26 protein-coding genes are annotated in these 18,277 nt (G+C 37.0%); 20 read left to right on the forward strand and 6 right to left on the reverse strand.

The annotated features are described in order from the left end of the window. Positions 1-45: 45 nt before the first annotated feature. From JFU56_RS11920 to JFU56_RS11940, 5 genes are all read right to left on the reverse strand, one after another. Positions 46-234: a hypothetical protein gene (locus JFU56_RS11920; protein ID WP_198437515.1), complete on the reverse strand. Its 189-nt coding sequence runs from the start codon at positions 232-234 to the stop codon at positions 46-48. Positions 235-274: 40 nt separating this feature from the next. Next, on the reverse strand, positions 275-727 hold the full coding sequence (locus JFU56_RS11925) for a hypothetical protein (RefSeq protein ID WP_198437516.1): 453 nt from the start codon (positions 725-727) through the stop codon (positions 275-277). 20 nt (positions 728-747) lie between these two features. Next, on the reverse strand, positions 748-1,071 hold the full coding sequence (locus tag JFU56_RS11930) for a hypothetical protein (RefSeq protein WP_198437517.1): 324 nt from the start codon (positions 1,069-1,071) through the stop codon (positions 748-750). A 286-nt stretch (positions 1,072-1,357) separates the two neighbouring features. Further along, entirely contained in the window at positions 1,358-1,816 is a 459-nt protein-coding gene (locus tag JFU56_RS11935; protein WP_198437518.1) for a hypothetical protein, read from the reverse strand. Between the two features lie 83 nt (positions 1,817-1,899). Continuing rightward, the gene (locus tag JFU56_RS11940; RefSeq protein ID WP_198437519.1) at positions 1,900-2,232 is read right to left on the reverse strand and encodes a hypothetical protein; all 333 of its coding nucleotides are present in this window, start codon (positions 2,230-2,232) and stop codon (positions 1,900-1,902) included. Between the two features lie 1,472 nt (positions 2,233-3,704). Between JFU56_RS11940 and JFU56_RS11945 the strand changes: the two genes are divergently transcribed. The 6 genes from JFU56_RS11945 (at position 3,705) to JFU56_RS11970 (ending at position 8,850) form a co-directional block, all read left to right on the forward strand. Next, a complete protein-coding gene (locus JFU56_RS11945; RefSeq protein WP_242065953.1) occupies positions 3,705-4,673 on the forward strand; it encodes a phosphoadenosine phosphosulfate reductase family protein in 969 nt (322 codons plus the stop codon). Between the two features lie 68 nt (positions 4,674-4,741). Next, positions 4,742-5,236 (forward strand): hypothetical protein, encoded by a 495-nt coding sequence (locus tag JFU56_RS11950; protein ID WP_198437520.1) that lies wholly within the window; start codon positions 4,742-4,744, stop codon positions 5,234-5,236. A gap of 1,030 nt (positions 5,237-6,266) precedes the next feature. Continuing rightward, positions 6,267-7,913: a DUF4942 domain-containing protein gene (locus JFU56_RS11955; RefSeq protein WP_198437521.1), complete on the forward strand. Its 1,647-nt coding sequence runs from the start codon at positions 6,267-6,269 to the stop codon at positions 7,911-7,913. 120 nt (positions 7,914-8,033) lie between these two features. Next, positions 8,034-8,342, forward strand: coding sequence for a hypothetical protein (locus tag JFU56_RS11960; protein WP_206759246.1), 309 nt, complete (start codon positions 8,034-8,036; stop codon positions 8,340-8,342). Positions 8,343-8,363: 21 nt separating this feature from the next. Then, positions 8,364-8,606, forward strand: coding sequence for a hypothetical protein (locus JFU56_RS11965; protein ID WP_198437522.1), 243 nt, complete (start codon positions 8,364-8,366; stop codon positions 8,604-8,606). A gap of 25 nt (positions 8,607-8,631) precedes the next feature. Beyond that, entirely contained in the window at positions 8,632-8,850 is a 219-nt protein-coding gene (locus tag JFU56_RS11970) for a hypothetical protein (RefSeq protein ID WP_198437523.1), read from the forward strand. A 161-nt stretch (positions 8,851-9,011) separates the two neighbouring features. Here JFU56_RS11970 and JFU56_RS11975 read toward each other — a convergent pair whose 3' ends face one another. Then, positions 9,012-10,337: an HD-GYP domain-containing protein gene (locus JFU56_RS11975; RefSeq protein WP_198437524.1), complete on the reverse strand. Its 1,326-nt coding sequence runs from the start codon at positions 10,335-10,337 to the stop codon at positions 9,012-9,014. Between the two features lie 193 nt (positions 10,338-10,530). Between JFU56_RS11975 and JFU56_RS23165 the strand changes: the two genes are divergently transcribed. The 14 genes from JFU56_RS23165 to JFU56_RS12040 all read left to right on the forward strand — a co-directional run bounded on the left by JFU56_RS23165 (position 10,531) and on the right by JFU56_RS12040 (position 18,025). Continuing rightward, positions 10,531-10,656 (forward strand): hypothetical protein, encoded by a 126-nt coding sequence (locus JFU56_RS23165; RefSeq protein WP_256432186.1) that lies wholly within the window; start codon positions 10,531-10,533, stop codon positions 10,654-10,656. A 145-nt stretch (positions 10,657-10,801) separates the two neighbouring features. Beyond that, a complete protein-coding gene (locus JFU56_RS11980) occupies positions 10,802-11,257 on the forward strand; it encodes a hypothetical protein (RefSeq protein ID WP_198437525.1) in 456 nt (151 codons plus the stop codon). Between the two features lie 382 nt (positions 11,258-11,639). Then, a complete protein-coding gene (locus tag JFU56_RS11985; protein WP_198437526.1) occupies positions 11,640-11,903 on the forward strand; it encodes a hypothetical protein in 264 nt (87 codons plus the stop codon). 82 nt (positions 11,904-11,985) lie between these two features. Continuing rightward, positions 11,986-12,750, forward strand: coding sequence for a hypothetical protein (locus JFU56_RS11990; RefSeq protein ID WP_198437527.1), 765 nt, complete (start codon positions 11,986-11,988; stop codon positions 12,748-12,750). A gap of 382 nt (positions 12,751-13,132) precedes the next feature. Then, positions 13,133-13,483, forward strand: coding sequence for a hypothetical protein (locus JFU56_RS11995; RefSeq protein ID WP_198437528.1), 351 nt, complete (start codon positions 13,133-13,135; stop codon positions 13,481-13,483). 104 nt (positions 13,484-13,587) lie between these two features. Then, entirely contained in the window at positions 13,588-14,199 is a 612-nt protein-coding gene (locus tag JFU56_RS12000; protein WP_198437529.1) for a hypothetical protein, read from the forward strand. Between the two features lie 386 nt (positions 14,200-14,585). Next, positions 14,586-14,921 carry a hypothetical protein gene (locus tag JFU56_RS12005; RefSeq protein ID WP_198437530.1) on the forward strand — a complete coding sequence of 112 codons (336 nt, stop codon included), beginning with the start codon at positions 14,586-14,588 and terminating at the stop codon, positions 14,919-14,921. Positions 14,922-15,029: 108 nt separating this feature from the next. Next, the gene (locus JFU56_RS12010) at positions 15,030-15,272 is read left to right on the forward strand and encodes a hypothetical protein (RefSeq protein ID WP_198437531.1); all 243 of its coding nucleotides are present in this window, start codon (positions 15,030-15,032) and stop codon (positions 15,270-15,272) included. 2 nt (positions 15,273-15,274) lie between these two features. After that, positions 15,275-15,781, forward strand: coding sequence for a hypothetical protein (locus tag JFU56_RS12015; RefSeq protein ID WP_198437532.1), 507 nt, complete (start codon positions 15,275-15,277; stop codon positions 15,779-15,781). A gap of 8 nt (positions 15,782-15,789) precedes the next feature. Beyond that, positions 15,790-16,161 (forward strand): hypothetical protein, encoded by a 372-nt coding sequence (locus JFU56_RS12020; protein WP_198437533.1) that lies wholly within the window; start codon positions 15,790-15,792, stop codon positions 16,159-16,161. Between the two features lie 167 nt (positions 16,162-16,328). Then, positions 16,329-16,853 carry a hypothetical protein gene (locus JFU56_RS12025; protein ID WP_198437534.1) on the forward strand — a complete coding sequence of 175 codons (525 nt, stop codon included), beginning with the start codon at positions 16,329-16,331 and terminating at the stop codon, positions 16,851-16,853. Positions 16,854-17,118: 265 nt separating this feature from the next. After that, complete coding sequence (locus tag JFU56_RS12030) at positions 17,119-17,388, forward strand: hypothetical protein (protein ID WP_198437535.1); 270 nt, start codon at positions 17,119-17,121, stop codon at positions 17,386-17,388. A 15-nt stretch (positions 17,389-17,403) separates the two neighbouring features. Next, entirely contained in the window at positions 17,404-17,622 is a 219-nt protein-coding gene (locus JFU56_RS12035) for a hypothetical protein (protein WP_198437536.1), read from the forward strand. 124 nt (positions 17,623-17,746) lie between these two features. Next, positions 17,747-18,025, forward strand: a complete 279-nt coding sequence (locus tag JFU56_RS12040; RefSeq protein WP_198437537.1) for a hypothetical protein — start codon at positions 17,747-17,749, stop codon at positions 18,023-18,025. The last annotated feature ends 252 nt before the right edge of the window (positions 18,026-18,277 follow it).

Below are 18,277 nucleotides of genomic sequence, written 5' to 3' on the forward strand. Positions count from 1 at the left end.
GTTGGCGGCTTAGGGCCTTTTTACTACTGTATTAACAAAGAGACTTTACTGTTTCCAGCAAAGAACCTGTTGTTTTACGTCATCACTTCCCGCAAATGAACCACAAGTTTTTTCACAATCACCGCTACCCACTTTTTTACCGGTCTTATTGCATGTAGTCAGCAAATTAAAACCTTTGTCGCCACCTTTATCGTAACTTCTAATTACATGCTGGTGTTCGTTATAACCTTTCATTCCAGTTACCTACCAAGTTCATTAATGATGGAATAGTTAATTACTCATATTGATCTTCTTGAACTCGTATTTTTAGAGCATCAGTTAAAAGACGTCCAATATCACGAACTTTGACTGCGTTGTTGATCGCGGCTGTGAAACTAACAATATCATCCTTGATAAACTGAAAACTAATGGATTTTGGTACCATTTTATCGCTCTCTCTAACAACCATTTTTGTTGTAACAATTCTTTTCGTAACGTAAATACGCTTTAGATTGAAAGTCCTAGTCGTATTGAGATCTGCAGGTAAAGTAAAGTTATGCACTCTTGCTGCTGATATCAGCTTTTCAAAAAATTCAGCTTGGTTAGTTTTAGAAATCTTTAACTTTATGCCAAGTTCATCTGGCGCGACGAAAGTCCATTTATTCTTTACCGCTGTGTAGCAAACACCTTGACATACAGTGAGCTCTAAATTTGGATAAACGTAGTAAAACCTAGGGTCTAAAATCATAACTTTCCTATATTCAGCTATTACTCAATGAAATCGTTGTAGATCATAATCACATCTTTGTCGACAATAACCTTTCCGTGAGTTTCAATGAAATCTTGCAATTCTTCTAAAGTGGAAATGTTTACATCTACAAATAAGGATTCCCGTGGATTTGGAGACGATACGCCCTTTTTAATATTTGTGGCTATCTTGTCAATTTCAAATCTACCTGCCGCCGTCACATTTAAAATACGATCATAACTGGTGGGTACGTAGGGTTTAAAAACAAAACCTATGATCTCTAAAGCGGAAATCTGTTTTTTATTTGAATAATCATTTTTAGCAACCGTAATCTTATAATTCATTTTTCCATTCCATATTTGAAAGTGCTAACACTTAAGCTGTGCACTTGATTTTATTTTGCAAGAACGTCCTGATTGTTGCTGTATCCGCTGCGGCTACTTATTCTTTGCTCGCCCTAAATATATAGCGATTAAGTTCAGCGTAGTGGCCAGAAAGAAGCAACTTAAAATAATTGTACGGCTGTCTGTCAATAAGGCAATAACAAATGATGAAATTGAAAATATAACTGCCAATGTGAAAAGTAATTTATACATAATCTTTGGATACCCTTTAATGATTCGCTCTAACTCAAGATACGACACATAATTTACCATGGACTCGAATAGGTTGCTTATCAAGAGACTCTATGTGACCCCATATTTCGAGTTTTATAAGTGTTAATCTAAAATCATTCCTTTCTACAATTCCTGATTCCATCTGCTTCAAGCATGAGCGTATGGTCATAGCGCCGTATTTAACCGCTCTAAAATTGGATTCATTAAGTAAAATAAGCAGTCCAGAGGCAATTAAGTCCGGTGTTTCATTGTACAATTCAGTTCTAACTCTTGAATATTCACTAGGTGTGCACTCCCCATTTAGCCAATCTTGAGCTAATTGAATTACACTTTCCAACCTTGGGTTAACCATTAGTTTGCAGTTTTGCTCTTCTATCTTCATAACAAACAAAGCAACTCTTACGATATCTTCATGACAAAGATTCTCTAATTGTGAGTGTATATATTCAGTTGTCCAATCATACATTTTCATTATTTATCCTCATATATCTATCGGTGTTGTGCCAATTACTTAACCAAGAGCAAACCCAATTATAACGGCCGTATTAAGTTGCCTTATTTTGAGTGTTCGACAACTAGATACTTGGTACCTAATGGACTATTCGCTAATTTACCGTCGTAGTAAGGAATGTTCACCTCTTCCTCGTCAATACATGAGTAAGCGGCTTCAGTTAGCCTGACGTCTCGAATAGGGGTGTAGAACAATGCTTGCTCTTGCCATTCGGAGATATAACAACGTGCATAGAGTTTGCTGGCCACGTTAGATATGCAGCTGGTTCTAGCTTCACGCTTATATATTAGCGCTGCAGAGAGTTGTGCTTCTGACGTATTAGGATTAAAAGCTTCCATTACAACAGAGCGAATAAGCGGGTCAATCGTATTTTCCATGTTTAATGCTGTCTAACTACGTCAGAATTCTGTAATGACGCAATTGCTATTACTGATCTAATAGAGCAACCAACTGCAATACCAACTAATGTCTTAACGTTAAACATAAATAGCCTCCATTGACTTGATTATTAAGATTATCACAAAATCCCATGGCGTACTAGGTACTGTTTATTATTGCTGACGTAAATGCGTAAGTGACTTATTCTAATGGACAGGGCCTTGCACCATCTCAATAGGAACTCGTCCTTCTTAATAGGATGCGCGTTGCTTAAATTGTCGGATTTGGTTCATGAGAGATCGGAAACGTTGCTTTTACATTTATTATCAATAGCAGTGTATTGCGAACCAAGTGCTTGAAATAAGAAGTAGTAACGCTTAAGATGATCCTATTCGCTAGGCTTAGCGCGTAAATACCTTTCAATACAGCGGAAGAGTATCGCCTCACTTCCAAATACCAAGCAGTTCTAATACAACCCATTTCCTCATGGAAAATCAGAAAATTCAAATTTAACACACTAAAGAGCTTTGGCATGTCATTGGTTGCACTTTCAATCTATTGACTCGCTCATGCTGTTTTGTGTGGCTAATTATTATTGCCCACCAATTGTCGATTAAGGCTAACCATCGACACAAAGCAATGCTGCTTTTGCCTAACTATCAAACCGCGAACTATCGCATATACAAGGAAGCTTTATGATTGAAATAATTAATGAAGTAAGTAGCCTAACGGTACCCACTGAACAAATGTGGAACAACAAACTAAACAAGTCCGAATACTATGCTTAAGAATTACCGCGAGCTTATAGTTGAAGTCGTTTTACTTGCGACAGTTGTTGGTCTTATACCAGAGCTATTTGTTGGGGCAATTCAAGACCTTTACGGCCCTTGTGGCTTCAGTAGTAGCGTATGTAATGGCATAACAATACAAGGTGCAATAAAATCTGTATTTGTCGTTATTTGCACTACATTTGCAACAGTGATAAGCTTTGTCTTATCAAAAGAATTTAAAGGGGAGAGTAGTTCATGACCAGCGTACAAATTTTTGGCGGTATCATGCTCATAACTTCATTGTTAATTTTTTCAGGTGGCCTGTATTACATTGCTCACTCAAATAAAAATTAGCTAAAAAATTAGTTTAAAACATATAAATATTCAGGCTAGTTCAATACTAGCCTGAGAATTTACTTTTCAACTCATGCAACACCTCATCAAATAACAGACTAACATGAACCTTTAGTCTTCTGCATATTCAGCATTGTCACTTTTGCCTTACGCTAATTCCAAACTACTAACTGCCTACAGCTAAGCCTTGTCTTTTGCCATCATTGATCGCGACTGGTTTTAGCTGTTTGTTGTGAGTCATCATTATTCACAAACGTCGATTTATGGCTACCCATCGACACAAAGCAATTCTGCTTTGGCCTAACTATCAAACCGCGATTTATCGCACATCCAAAGGAATTCACCCTATGAGTGAAATTAATCATGTAGTCTCATTTTCTGGAGGTCGCACGTCGGCATATCTAGTCTTTTTGATGGAAATTGCTAGAAAAATGTTCGGATGGAACGTTTTTTATGTGTATTGCGATACGGGGGTCGAACATGGCCTAACGTACCGATTTATAAGAGAAATCGTCAAGTTTTGGGGCATAGACCTTATTGTTCTAAGAACAGTTATTAATCCAATATTAGGAGAGGGTAACTCATTCGAAGTATTCGGACCTGAAGATTTATCGACTCACCGCATGCCTCCTTTTGAACCATTTAAATCAATGATGAAAAAGTACGGGACACCTTATAGTGGTGGTGAGTTTTGCAGTGAAAGAATGAAGAAAGACCCGTTTGAAGCATATTGCAATCAAAGATTTGGTAAAGGCAATTATATCACTTGGCTTGGTATGCGGTCAGATGAACCTAAGCGGCTAAAACCAAAAACCAATGTTAGGTATTTAGCAGATCTAGTTGAGATAGATAAACCATCAATTTTAAGCTGGTGGAAAAAGCAAGTGTTCGACCTTCTTATTGACGAGGATGAGGGTAACTGCCTGTTTTGTATGAAGAAATCAACTCCAAAGCTAGCTTTGGCGTTGAAGAAAAATCCTGGTCTTGCTCGTGTGTGGTTTAAACATATAGATGATAAAGATGTAAGGATAGTTGAAACACGTAAAACTCCATCTAATGTTATGTATCGCGGTTATCTTTCTTTAGAGGGAATAGCTACGATGTATGAATCTTCAACCATTGAAGAACTGGCAGATAGAGTTAGGTTTACGAAAAGTCTTGATACAGGCTCTTGTTCTGAATCATGTGAAGCGATTGCTGTGGGCTCTGGACCTTGTGAGAACAATATTCCAGCCTCGGTATTAGCAAACTTTGACGTCGCACTTCAAAAAATCAAAGAAAGCCCTGAGATGGCGCAAATGTCATTTGCACTATAAATCGGCCTTTATTTAACAACCCTCCAAATAAGGGCGATCTTTCGCCCTATGTTCAAAAAGGTAATCCCATGTTTAAAGACTTACTCGTAGTTCGAGATCATGAAAGACAAATTTTTGGTACCAATTGGTGTGGGCCGGAATCATTTGACTCACACAAAAAGACATTAGTTGCTAAGTTCCCTAAAGAACCTGGTTCTGATGGTCAAGAAGTTGAAATATATTGTACAGCGGGACCATCTCGCTTTTATGATATGAAAGCACTCCCTTGTACCGGCTGTATGGGTGAAGGGAAGAAAGGTTTTAACATGGGTACCGGAAGTGGTTTTGAGATGGCTGAACTATTAGTCAGCATGGCCAAATCCATCCAAGTTGGAATGTTAAAATCGCTTGAAGATAATGATAAACCAGACAACACGACTACAATTACTTGTCCTGACTGTTTCTACAGTGATGCACTGAAAGAGCAGTCTGGTCATATATTTTGCGTGAATTGCGAATCAGGTTTAGCTGATTTAGAAGAGCGTGAATCAAATCAGGATTTGAATCTTCAGAATAAGAATTAAACTCAAATTCATTGTTACACATAAAAACCCAGCTAATTGTTAGCTGGGTTTTTTTATTATGAGATTTTGGATTTATACTTAACTAAGTCTTAAAGACACTGTTGTAAGTATCATCACAATTATTATCCTATTGATGCCTATCAAATCAATAACGTTTTTGGGCGCATAGATTTTATCATTATGCACTCACGGCCAAATAGTCCTAACTTGTTACGTTGTTTAATAGGACCGATTTTGCTGGTGGGGAGATTTGAATAGAATTTTACGCTGAAATTGTGTGCCTGAAATCTATTTCAATGATAAGTTAATTATTAACCCATACAAAGGTATCAACTAGATGACAAAAAGCATATTAAGACACCCTTTTTAAATTTGGCTCTTTAAGAACAAAAAATGTTTAGTAATTTGCCTACATTTATTTTTATTTGGGTACAGTCTTAATTTTGTCGATGATAAAGCGCTACAACTTTTACTTTTTACATTGTCTGCCTCAGTGTTCTCACTTTTAGGGTTATGGGAGAGTAATATAAATCGAGTTATTAAAGATTTAGAGAAATGGTCAAAGGCTTAATCGCCTAAAGTATTGAACTGATACACACCAAGATGTATCATGCTGACTACGCGTCAGGCTAAGCGCGTTTAAATGCCTCACTTCCACTGAATCCATTAATAAACTAAATACATCCGTGACGTCGTCACACTTCCAACCTTATCCGATATACCTAAATGGTATGCTGCGTTTTGTTGCACCTAAAATTTGACTTACCTTCTATAACTGAGTTTCACCTCTACGCGTAAGCAAAAACTAAATAGTTTAACACCAAAACACTTTTACTCGTATTAGCTATGTTTTCTTGATATTCAAATCAAAGAGATTATAGCTGTTACGTGTAGTTCCTACACAAGCAGTCGGTCTAAGGCATTAATTACCGACAAGTGCATTTTGCACTGCCTAACTCCCAACCCGCCCTAATAAGGCATAGCAATTAGCGTAACGCTGGTGGCTAACATTCAAAAGGCAATTTTTATTATGAATGCGACAAAACAATTAGTTCAACAAATTAAAGCTGTGGACCAGGACTTTGAATGGTACCCAAGTACAAATGAAATTCTTGAAGTCATAAAGGCGGATATGGATGAAAACTTAACTAGTAAACCATCAATTTTAGATGTGGGAGCTGGTGATGGTAGAGCGCTTGAGTACCTGACAGAAGGTAAGAAGTTTGCGATTGAAAAGTCAGTCCCCTTACTTAACGCACTGAATAAAAATGTGTTCGTAGTAGGAACAGACTTTTATTCACAGACACTGATCGACAAAAGTGTTGATACTGTTTTTTGTAACCCTCCTTACAGTGAATTTATTCAGTGGGTGATTAAAATAATCACCGAGGCAAATGCTAAAAGTATCTACTTTGTCATTCCTAAACGATGGGAAGATTCAAATGAAATAGCTAACGCAATTGAATCTCGTAAAGCAAAATCTGAAGTACTTGGTCGTTTTGATTTTCTCAATGCTGACCGTAGTGCACGGGTCGAAGTTGACATTGTTAAAATTAAACTTCGTGGGGATAGGGCTTATTTTCATAGCTCAAAACCTACAGTAGATCCGTTTAAGTTATGGTTTGGAGTACACTTCAAAATTGAAATTTCAAAAACGGAGGTTTCAAGCAGTCAGCAGAAGATTAATTCGGTAAAAGACTTGAATGATAAAGTTTCTACAGAGTTAATTAAAGAGCAAGACCTAATTACTACGCTCGATAGTTTCTATCAACGCGATCTAGAAAAGCTAATTTCAACATACTCAAGTCTATCAGGTGTGTCACCAGATATATTAAAAGAGTTGAACATTAATCTTGATGGTGTCAGAGAGGCGTTGCAGTTGAAAGTCTCGTCATTGAAGGATGTGTATTGGAATGAACTGTTTAATCGTTTGAGCAGCATCACAGACCGGTTAACGAGTTCTTCAAGAAAGGTTTTATTAGGCACTTTGCTCGAACATACGCACGTTGACTTTAATCCATCCAATGCTCATGGGATCTTGATCTGGGTGATCAAACATTCCAACTCGTACTTTGACTCGCAGTTAATGGAAGTCTTAGACACACTGACAACAAAAGCGAACCTGATTAACTATAAATCTAATCAAAAAACTTTCGGTAAAGATGAGTGGCGTTACAACTATGATAAACCGCATAATCTAGACCGTTACAGTCTCGATTACCGGTTTGTACTAGCAGACCACGGTGGTTTAAATAATGGATGTTGTAATCGTGTAAAAGGCTTGGCAGATCGCTCGGCTGATTTACTTGATGATATTTGCGCAATTGCGGCAAATATTGGTTTCGACACGAAAGGTACCTCTAGAGCGAACAGCTTTGATTGGTCCTCAAATGGGAGTAAAACGTTTTTATTCCGCGATACTAACACGGGTGAAATGCACATACTTTTTGATGTACGTGCTTATCAAAATAGAAATCTACATTTTCGATTCAATCAGGAGTTGATTTGCAAGTTGAATGTCGAATTTGGTCGCTTAAAGGGTTGGTTAAGAACCTCCTCGCAGGCAGCTGAAGAATTAGACATTGATATCGATATTGCCAATCAATCTTTCTCTACCAACTTACGGTTAGGCAGCACATCGGGTCTCTTTAAACTGGGACTTAACATTGCGGCTTAATCTTTAACTTGGCGGGGTAGGTAATACACCTATTCCCGCCCTTAAACGGCCTTACGGCGCCTAAAAACAACTGAACGTGTATTTGCACGTTAACTTTCAAACTACCTATTAGGATATCCAATGACAGAACAAGCGACAACACAACTAGCAGAGCAAAAGAATGCTATTGGACCAACTTGTGAAGTATTAAACGACGGCACTTACGGAGCTATTTACACTGCTCTAATGGAACGTGCTAAAGCTGAAAATGAAGGTCTATACCAAGCTGCAATTGCTAAATGTAAAACTAAGCGTCAGCGTGAATCCAAAGCTGGTTACTATGCCGGTCGTTGGCAACAACTGTTTGATGCTTGGTTAAACAAGAAAATTGGCAATCTGCGTGTACGTGAATGCCTTACTCTTGGTTTTGTGCCTGAAGTTATTTGTTAGTCATCAAATTGGAGAGAAAGAATGAGCTACGAAAAGGCAATGAACCACAGCATCCAAAAGTCTCGTAAACAGGGGAATAATCACTTCGGCTTTAATACAGGAAGTGGTGTATTTAAACAAAGTACTAAAGGCAGGGCATTAATTTGTCAGGGCATGGAAGTACAACGCTGGTTTGCAGATCGCCATAACGGTGATAGGCAAAGAAAACGTGAATGTATTCGTGAAGCAATCGTAAGATTACGCGAACTAAAAAACAACTTTTAAACATCCAATTAAGGAATCAAGCCCTATGAGTACAACAACAATTAAATCTAATGATGAATATCTTATAGATTCGAATCATTGCCATAACAAAGACTGTAACTCAACAGACATCGATGGAGGGAAAGCTCAAATTGATGCACGCATAGCATGGCAAGAAGTAAGCTGTAATGTTTGCAATATGGAGTGGCGAGATGAATATCAATTAACGAATTTCGTTGTTACTGGAAACCCAAAAACTAAATAGCCTATGCTGTTAATCAAAAAAGCACTCCTATATGGAGTGCTTTTTTATTGTCTGTAGTTTAATTGTTGATTGCTATATCACTTAATCGCTACTTAGATTCAAGACACACATAGCATTTACATCTTGCCATCTGGTGCTTTTCATTGAACCTGGTTTATTTCTTAACCGGTTGTACAATAGATATTGTATCTATTCCTCAATCTAAATTTGGTGACATATTCTTTATCCACATCTTCAGTGTTGATTGGGTTGATATGTACACTGTCAATCAAACCTGTATCAATAATCCTAGATTTAAAATTAGATTGAATATCCGTGAAACTAACCAAGAAGGGATTTTTTATCCTATCTGGTAAAGTCATATATGATTGCCCAATGTGCTCATGGTATTTGAGTATGGTGCCTGTAGGGTAAATACCTAAAATGTGAATCAATTGACCAATATGTTTTTTTGAATAATGCGTACCCGCTTCTTTCACTAATTTTAAAATCACGAGGTGAGGTGACAGACGTTGGGCTGAAGTAGAAGAATTACATAATGAATTATAGTAAGTGGCCAGTCCAACTATTCTTGCATGAGATGTGATTTTAGAACCCTTGGTACCATAAGGGTATCCACTGCCATCTAGTTTCTCATGGACCTGCGAAATACTATGAACAAATTTTGGGGTAAATGAGTTTACTACTTGTAACTTTTTCTTTGCATACGCAGGGTGCATTTTCAGAAAATTATTTTCCGACTGATTTAACTTAACTCTTTTGTTTCTAATAGTTTGAGGAACCCAGAATAATCCATAATTACTGAGTAACGCGATTTGGGTTATCAAGAAGCATTCTTTACTATTAAGACCTAATTGAATGGCTAATTTACAGCTCAAGACAGCAACGTTAATTGCATTTTGGAATATCACATCAATGGATAATTCTGCAGTGCAAAGAACAAAGTTAAAGTTACCGTCCAGCTTAGAATGATCAAGAATTACATTTGTGAGTTCGTTTAAATACTGAATCGCCTTTTTGGATTCAACCGTTATTTTACAGTATACGTCTTGCAGAAGTACTACATTATTTTCAAAACCTCTATTGGCATCTTGAATGATGTTCCACCAATCCAGCTGACTTTTTAGGTCTTCTTTGTAGGCGCTTTGTATATCAAATTTTAATTCATCTGCTGCACCAGTGGCCGCTTCATCTTCAATTGCATTTGATTCTGTTGCAATACATGTCACTGGATTAATTACATTCACGTTCAAATTATTAGGTTTAATTTTACTTAACCTGAAGTCCACTAAGACCAAATCTAAACTTAGTTGGTGGATAATTTGTAATTGTTTGTGTTTCTTAATCCTAAATGAACTGAAGAAAAATGGATGAACCTTAGAACTTGGTGGCAAATGAATATAATGGCCAATCTTTAGGTCTCCAGGCTTTAGATGCACTACTGGCATAAGTGAATTGCAAATTTTAGATGAAAGATAATCAATCATAACAAAACGTCTTTTGTATTTGTTGGATGGCTGAATTTTAGGATTATTTGACGCACTGGAGTTTATTGCTGGTGGATACGTAACACGATATTCACTTGTTTATTGAACTGCTTAACTACTCACATTCGGCAAACTCACTTATCTACTTTAAATTACTATAAAATATACAGAACAAGCTATGAGGGATGATTTAATGATAAAAGCAATTGGTAAAACTGCGTTGTTTGTATTTGCGTTAGGGGTTGTTGTAGGGATCGTTGTTGCGACAGAATATGTTGAGTTAAGAAAAGTAGTCAGGCTTATAACGGATTTTGTTTAGTCACGGACAAAGCCTTATGAGATTTTAATTTTCCCATCGACAAGCTACAAGATGGCTTGTACGCTAAAGCAAATGTTCATACTTTAAAATAGGCTATTAATGGTCTATTACTGAAAATGATGTTTATTAGAAGGTTTAAGTTGAAATGGAAATAATATCTAACAATAAACAAGAAGATATAAAGCGCTGGAAATATGTTGTAAGTGACGCGATTCAATCTGAAAGGCTTAGTTCCTTCTCAGAGGAGGGTGTTAGGGCTTATGGTATAGAATCAGCCTTCTGCATTTACGAAAAAAAAGTAGTTGGCAGGTTATGTGATATTATTAGTAAGACAACTACAAGATTTGGTATCGACCGGATTTCAGATGATATTCGTGACCAATTTGAAAAATCATTATTAGACTTTTTCTGCTTTCTCATTGATTCATATTATAAAGAAGGTGTGGATATTAGCGAGTTTAAGATGGAGATATACAATGGGACAGTTTTTGATGTTTATCTAGACCGCTTAGATCAGTCTTTCCATGGTCACTTTTACAAGGGGAGGTTGTTAGTGGGGTTGTATAATCTAGAGGATACGAAATCAATATCAATAAAATAAATTGTTTTCCATAATCATCAAGTGGTTTACTACTAAATGTAACATGGTTCAAAATACACATTACTCAATTTATTGAAATGAACATCGGTTAAGTATAGAATAAATATTATGCACAAGGCTCAGTGTGTTTAAATGCCTCACTTCTAAATAATACACAAATCAAAACATCTTCCGTGACGCCGTCACACTCAGAAATAAATACTTAACAACACAAAACACCGTAAGCAGATAAGCACTGTCTATTGCTATACGCGCACTTTAGAAAGTCCTTATCTGTTTTTGGTGAACGTGTTTCACCTCAACGTTGCAACCAGGCTAACCAGCAACACGTACATTTTGTGCGGTCTTACTTTCAAATCACCTTAACAGGATACTTATCAATATGAAAAATGTAATTACAATCAGTGCACCTAGAGTTTTATTTCCAGTTCAAATAACACCTAATGCATTTGAATCGTTGAACGAAAGCCCTTTATCATCATTGCTCTCACAACGTGATTTTGAATCTGACATTTGCTATTTGGAAGTAGGTGAAAGCAGAGTTAATACAGGTGAGTTAATTACTGATTACTTAGATGAACAATTTACTGGTCTGTTGGATGCTGCATTTGAAGCGGAAACTGATGTCATCGAATTTAGTAAGTAATTTAAACCTATAAACCCAACCTTAAGCATTCAGCTTACCCAAACAAACCGCGCTTTGCGCATTACATTACAAAGGTAATATCATGACCAAAATGACAACCCCTACAACATTCACTTCACTATTTAATGAACTTGTAGATGAAATAATAAAGATAGATGGACTGCCTGAAGTTGTATCTGATTTTGATGAAGATACTGGTGAACTTATGTATAAATTGCTTAACCGAGCAATAATAAACTTCATCAAAAAGCTATCAGCAACACAAGTTTTTCATCTCGCCAAAACGACCGGCGAGTATTTGATGGTCGATGATGCGGAAATTATCGGAATTCTTGATAATGATCTTAGCTGCAACGAATACGCCTGTATGGTAGCTTTATATGTGATGACACATAATCACCAAAAGCTAAAATGCGAACTGAACAATACCCTTGATATAGAAAAGCACAGTATTTCTAAATGGGAGCAGGTAGAAGATAACAGTTGGGAGTGGTTTAAATCTACATTGTGGTCATCGGGCGTTGTTGATGAACTTGTACATTTGTATTTGTTAAAATTGAAGTATGTTGAAACAACTGAGATAGAAGTTTATGCATTGTATAAAACAACGGATAAAACAACTTCAAATGAAGCTGACTATCGTTATGCTCAATATTTCTTAGGTGGTTCAGCATCATTAGAAGTCGGATGCTTTACTTGTGGAAATTCAGAGCAATATCCACTTGATTCAATATTAATAAATCAAAATGAATTTAACGCATATGAGAAGCTTAACTTACGAGTTTACTCAGAGTTAAGTGACATTAAGGCAAATATTCCAGAGGTTGATATTCTATTTGCACAATAGAGATGAGAGTACCCCTACCTAACAACACCTAAGATTTTTATTAACTTACAAGGAATACACCCAGCAAGGGTGTATTCCTTTCAACTTTCCATAAAGGATGCCTAGCAATGTCAAATATTGAAGTGGTTTTATCACCGAGTTACTTTCTACCTGTAGTAGTTACATCAAAGTCGTTTAATGAGATCTTACAGGACTCTGTAATCTATCTTCAAACTTGTAAATCGTCGGATGAACCGAAATCCATTTACCTTGAAATAGGGGAATGCCGTGAATCTACAAGTAACTTTATCGTTGAATATCTTGATAAAAAGTTTCCTAGTATATTAAACACTGCATTTTCACATAATTGTGAAGTGATAGAGTTTCGTAAACGAGGTGTGTAATGGGAGCTGCAGCATACTACAGAGGCTCGGCAAGTATACGCCGTAGCATTGAAATGGAACAGCGCGATCCAATCTTTAGAATGATGGATGATATTAACGCATTACCAAAGAAAGCATTGAAGTGTTCAAGAGGTAAGATAACTGACAAAAAGCATCCGACATTAGATCGTGTTGCTTTGAAATCTGACCCAGTACGTAAAGATGTATGGTGGATCCTTTCACCTGATATTTTATGGGATGGGTTTGGTTTTCCTTACAAGTCATTACGTGATGCAATACGTTCGTGGGACATCTCACTGACTGAATATGATGATCTAACTGATACATGGTACGCAATACCTAATGTATAACTAACCACAATTTCGTTGTACTAAATTAAAGTGCACTTCGGGTATTTCTATTCAATATGTGCATCTAGCACAAAATCAACCATCCAATATTAAAGGACTAGTTCATGACAAACATTACAACTGTAAGTGGTAAAATTCGCTATTTAGAAGATATCGCCGAACCTGAATTTTATTATTCAGAATCAAACAATGGTGACACATACACTATTCGGACAGAAGATATAACGCCAAATGATTTGCGGAAAATGGCCAATCACTTAGAAAAAGTGCGAGACCCTGATTGTGTTGATGTAAACGACCAGGTAACCTCACATATCACCCAAGCTAAACGTTTGCTGATGGCACCATTGTCCTCTCAAATTAAGGCTGCTGGTGGTGAGGGCTTTAACTGTGATGTTAAATGCACGCCGGTGAAAAACAGTTTTGCATCAATGTACACTTTTGAAACTGAGAATGGTAAGCGAAATCTGCTTACACATAATGAAACTCATGTTGGTCTCATTGATGATGAAGTCAATCATCATGTTATGTTTAATGCTGTTAACGGTGAATACACATCAGTAACAGTTAATGAAATTGTTGTTGCACCTTATCGTGAATTGAAAGTTAAATCTTTAGGATATAGTTTCAACGACATGTTTAAATCATTAAAAAACATGTGGCCAAAAAGACAAGTGTGGAACTTAAAAGTCCCAATACTTCCAGAAAACAACTAAAAGAATTAAGCACTCCTATTTAATGGGAGTGCTTAATATACTTACTACCAGTGACCTTATTCTAAATCACTTGATATGCTTTATTATGTTGAGTAGAGTAAGGACATACGTACAAGGCTTGGTTCGTTGAGACGCCTCACTTCTAAAACCAATACAGAAACACCAATACATCTAAAGTCACCCTGTCACATTCGCGTGACGACGTCACTCTCAAACTAATTACACTATAAACTGCTAAGCACTGTTTTTGCTGTATCAGCAATTTGACTCCGCTTATCTGTTTTTAGTGATCTCGTATCACTCAAACGTTGTATCAGGTTAACCAGCAACACAAAGCATTTAGCTTTGACCTTACTTCCAACCCCCTATTAAAGGACTTTCAAATTATGACTGCATCAACTGTAATGTCTACTTCAACCGTAAATACTGAAATTAACTCAGAGTTTTTCGATCTTAACTCAGAAACTAAGGACCTAATAAGTTTCTTCTTATTGGCTATCATGGGTTTCGTAAGTAGTTACTCGATTGAGGCTGGTGGAATTTACGCCATTCTTATGCAATTAATCATTGCATCAATGGGCGTGCTAGCTGGTCTAGATCATTTGTTATCTAGCAATCTTAAGGTAACTACTTTTGCAAAGGGTCTTGTACTTTTAGCCGTCGCGATGGTTTGTGCAATGCCTGCTGGAGCAGAGTTATCTGAACTGCTAATAGCTTTATAATTTATAGATTCACTGTGGTAGCAATAGCCATCACAGTTGATTTATATAACTTACAAAAACAGTGCGTGTCACTGAAATTATCAAACATCCAATTACAGGATTTTCAATATGGAACAAAAATACACTAATCACGTAATCATTAGTGAAATTGGGGACGACAACCAAGAAGAAACCTTGTATGAAGTCTCATTCACTGGCCGAGCCGAAGAGTATGGTTATGATAATCAAACCGATTACCTTGACGCTATTGAAGCTGAGGCTATTGCGATTGAAGTTGCTGATCATACTAAAACTGAAATAGTTTGGGAATGCACTAAACCAAATTCTAGTTTTGCTGGTGTGGGTGCTTAATCATGAATGCTTTACAGTTAGCCGAAGAGTTAAACTCGATTTACTTCATCATTGATAAAGAAAATGAAGGGAAGTTTTGCGTAAGCCGGACAAATGTTATCAACTTAGCTAAAACCTTTTTATCTGACTCAAACAATAAAGAGTCTGATTTATTTTTTCACTTTTGTGAGAAATATATGGATAGCGAACCTGATATGCTTGACCAGCTTGATCATGGCATAGACATCTTCAAGTCATTTGACAAAATGGATGCTAAATCTAATTACGGCAAAAGTATAGCAGCTGACGACTTCGTTAATGCGTTCAAAATACCAGAGATCGGTGGCAACTTGAAAACCTATGGTGAACTTTGCCTACGTCTTGGTATTGCTTTATGCATCTACATTGTCGATGTCAACTCCGAGTTTTGGAAGAGAGCCTTTGACGATGGTTTAACCCCGATCGAAGCAACACAAAAAGCTCACAAAGAGAAACAAGAAGAACTAATGGCTTGGTATAAAACAATATAGGATCTGTTATGCATAAAAATTGGATCACAGACCTAACTGATTTCACTCCTATTAATCTGGGGGGACATTGGGGAACAAAGCAAGCTGGGTTTAACGTTTCTTTGTCTGGTTTAATCTGGCTGACTGATAATCGTAATTTCCCGTGTCATCGGGATTTGATTTGCGGTACAGGTCAAGATGAAACACGTTACTCCGGTATCTATTCTTGGTTTCGAGGTAAATGTGTGATTTACACTTACCCTCACTTAGAAAGTGTTTTGCATGAACCTGGAGTGTTAAAGGCTTTAAAGTCTTTGATTGGTGTTCACGGCTTAACAAAAGCCTCACCGGTCATTTCAAACTGTTCACGCGAGGTTTTGTTTCTACTTGGTGACGAGTAGGTGACATCTCAATAAGTTATCTAAATACAACTTAAGGCTTAACATCCCTAACCTAATAACAGACTTCTAAATAGAGTCTGATACACCAATAGGCCATCAACCGGCCCGTTGGTACCAACCTGTGCAACCTGCACTTTACTTACAAATATCCACAAGGAATTTAAATCATGGTTACAAACGCGAATCGAGCTCAATGGGCTAAGAACGCAGTAAAATCTTTTGCTGTTGAAACACGTATAACTGGTGAAACCGCTGAGATTCAAATGACTGACATGTTATGTGTCATGATGCATTTAGCAAAAAAAGATTCATTAGATTTTGTGTCCTTATTGGATGAAGCAACTAGTACCTTTGATCAAGATGTACAAGAAGAACTTGAAGCCGATAATGAAGCTAAAGTATTGTCGAGTGTTGAGTTATACATCTTGAACAAGACGGGTTATCACTTTGTTGTGCACTTCCCACTAGACTTAGCCGGCATGCCAGGCGCGGTGCGTTATGATAACCATGAGTTATTATTAAAAGCGCACGCTAAAGCTAGTGGTATAGATCTTTCTGAACTTGGTGAGAGTATCGAGTTTTGCATGGCTTCTGATGGGTATACAGAAACAGCACTGAATACGTGTGTTTACCCTGTAGATCTAAAAGATGGCCAATCAATTGAGCAATACATCAATGACTGGATTGTTTAACGAATAGTGAACACGTTGCTTTAAGCAATTAATACAAACCAAAAGCACTCAACATTTAGTTGGGTGCTTTTTTCATTTATGCCCACCCAGATTGGGTAGCCGAAGCTGAAGCGTATATTAAACGCAGAAACACCAAAATCTTAGATGGTTATCAGGAACCTTGGTAATTATCTAATCATCAATTTACTAGATACTAGACAGTTAGTTTCATTAAAAACTTCACTGTCTAGGGTAATACTTAAACCATCCAATAAAGGAAATACTTATGAACATTGCTAGCGAATTATGTCTGGAGTTACTTATACAATACGGTATAAAAAAATCATTGGTGATAAATCAAATGGGCGGTGATTTTAAAGCTGTCGATCAAGAAGGGAAGTGGTTTAATGTGAGCTTCTTTTTTAAAGACACCTACCAGCACTGTTATTCTTATAAACCAGAAGATATAAAATCAGCTTGGATCAGTTCCAGTGAAACGGGAACGGTTAACGTTGTTCGTGTCTCTGATACGGTAAAGTTTGAATCAAAAAGCTAACTTGGGTAAATAAATATGGCTAGAACTTTAAAGTACAATATGAAGATCCGCCAAAACGGTGATACTTGGTGCATACACGGCATTGGTATCTCAAAAGAAAATAAAACCTGGTGTCACCTAGTTAGTACCACCAGATTTAGAAAACAACGTAACGGTGATTGTCCAATCCAAATTCAAACATGGGTAAAGGGCTTACCGTTAAATCCAGAATATTTAGGTGAAAGTAATGCTTGATTAATTACACCATAACTTAAATCCCGTATCTCATGACGGGATTTTTATTTAATAGAATAACCACTGGGTATCATATCAATGGTACCAATAAACAACCCTCCAGTTTGGAAAAGTGAGTTACAACATGAATAATAAATTAGATCACGAACGGTATGCTTTTAATGATCAATTCAATAGTGAACTGTGTGTACTGGAATCAACAGATTTTGACTCTGCCGTCAAAGAAGCGGAGATTGAAATAAGTAGTCTCTGTGATGGTCAATCAGATAAAGGCTATAACATTGAACTCTCCCTTTTCGGCATGACAGCTGACCAGGCTAACGATATCAACTTAACTGTCCCACGCACAACCGACGTAAAGGTTCATGTTTGGAATCTTGAAGTAAATACTAAACGTATCTAATAATTGATAAATAGTCCGGCATTTATGTCGGGCACCTATCCCTTTCCCCATTGCACACTATTTAATACCAATACATTTCTTTGAATCATCTACTTGCTGGTGGCTTGGTTAGTTTATAAGTCACAATTATATTATGACATCATGCATGGTTATAATGGCCTGTTATTAAGTCAGGCTTTTAATTTTACCGCCGCCCTTTCAGTCCATCAACAAAAGCCTGACTTAAAGCAATGGCTTAATTCAGTCGAAGTA

This window comes from Moritella sp. F3 (assembly GCF_015082335.1).
In the GTDB taxonomy this organism is placed as follows: Bacteria; Pseudomonadota; Gammaproteobacteria; order Enterobacterales; family Moritellaceae; genus Moritella.

Coding starts and splice junctions, on each gene's coding strand:
- JFU56_RS12030 (WP_198437535.1), top strand. CDS start 17,119: ATGAACATTGCTAGCGAATTATGTCTGGAGTTACTTATACAATACGGT.
- JFU56_RS11940 (WP_198437519.1), bottom strand. CDS start 2,232: ATGGAAAATACGATTGACCCGCTTATTCGCTCTGTTGTAATGGAAGCT.
- JFU56_RS11960 (WP_206759246.1), top strand. CDS start 8,034: ATGACAGAACAAGCGACAACACAACTAGCAGAGCAAAAGAATGCTATT.
- JFU56_RS11985 (WP_198437526.1), top strand. CDS start 11,640: ATGAAAAATGTAATTACAATCAGTGCACCTAGAGTTTTATTTCCAGTT.
- JFU56_RS23165 (WP_256432186.1), top strand. CDS start 10,531: ATGATAAAAGCAATTGGTAAAACTGCGTTGTTTGTATTTGCGTTAGGG.
- JFU56_RS11990 (WP_198437527.1), top strand. CDS start 11,986: ATGACCAAAATGACAACCCCTACAACATTCACTTCACTATTTAATGAA.
- JFU56_RS11950 (WP_198437520.1), top strand. CDS start 4,742: ATGTTTAAAGACTTACTCGTAGTTCGAGATCATGAAAGACAAATTTTT.
- JFU56_RS12025 (WP_198437534.1), top strand. CDS start 16,329: ATGGTTACAAACGCGAATCGAGCTCAATGGGCTAAGAACGCAGTAAAA.
- JFU56_RS12000 (WP_198437529.1), top strand. CDS start 13,588: ATGACAAACATTACAACTGTAAGTGGTAAAATTCGCTATTTAGAAGAT.
- JFU56_RS12005 (WP_198437530.1), top strand. CDS start 14,586: ATGACTGCATCAACTGTAATGTCTACTTCAACCGTAAATACTGAAATT.
- JFU56_RS11970 (WP_198437523.1), top strand. CDS start 8,632: ATGAGTACAACAACAATTAAATCTAATGATGAATATCTTATAGATTCG.
- JFU56_RS12010 (WP_198437531.1), top strand. CDS start 15,030: ATGGAACAAAAATACACTAATCACGTAATCATTAGTGAAATTGGGGAC.
- JFU56_RS12015 (WP_198437532.1), top strand. CDS start 15,275: ATGAATGCTTTACAGTTAGCCGAAGAGTTAAACTCGATTTACTTCATC.
- JFU56_RS11995 (WP_198437528.1), top strand. CDS start 13,133: ATGGGAGCTGCAGCATACTACAGAGGCTCGGCAAGTATACGCCGTAGC.
- JFU56_RS11935 (WP_198437518.1), bottom strand. CDS start 1,816: ATGAAAATGTATGATTGGACAACTGAATATATACACTCACAATTAGAG.
- JFU56_RS11975 (WP_198437524.1), bottom strand. CDS start 10,337: ATGATTGATTATCTTTCATCTAAAATTTGCAATTCACTTATGCCAGTA.
- JFU56_RS11930 (WP_198437517.1), bottom strand. CDS start 1,071: ATGAATTATAAGATTACGGTTGCTAAAAATGATTATTCAAATAAAAAA.
- JFU56_RS11925 (WP_198437516.1), bottom strand. CDS start 727: ATGATTTTAGACCCTAGGTTTTACTACGTTTATCCAAATTTAGAGCTC.
- JFU56_RS12020 (WP_198437533.1), top strand. CDS start 15,790: ATGCATAAAAATTGGATCACAGACCTAACTGATTTCACTCCTATTAAT.
- JFU56_RS11965 (WP_198437522.1), top strand. CDS start 8,364: ATGAGCTACGAAAAGGCAATGAACCACAGCATCCAAAAGTCTCGTAAA.
- JFU56_RS11980 (WP_198437525.1), top strand. CDS start 10,802: ATGGAAATAATATCTAACAATAAACAAGAAGATATAAAGCGCTGGAAA.
- JFU56_RS12040 (WP_198437537.1), top strand. CDS start 17,747: ATGAATAATAAATTAGATCACGAACGGTATGCTTTTAATGATCAATTC.
- JFU56_RS11955 (WP_198437521.1), top strand. CDS start 6,267: ATGAATGCGACAAAACAATTAGTTCAACAAATTAAAGCTGTGGACCAG.
- JFU56_RS11920 (WP_198437515.1), bottom strand. CDS start 234: ATGAAAGGTTATAACGAACACCAGCATGTAATTAGAAGTTACGATAAA.
- JFU56_RS11945 (WP_242065953.1), top strand. CDS start 3,705: ATGAGTGAAATTAATCATGTAGTCTCATTTTCTGGAGGTCGCACGTCG.
- JFU56_RS12035 (WP_198437536.1), top strand. CDS start 17,404: ATGGCTAGAACTTTAAAGTACAATATGAAGATCCGCCAAAACGGTGAT.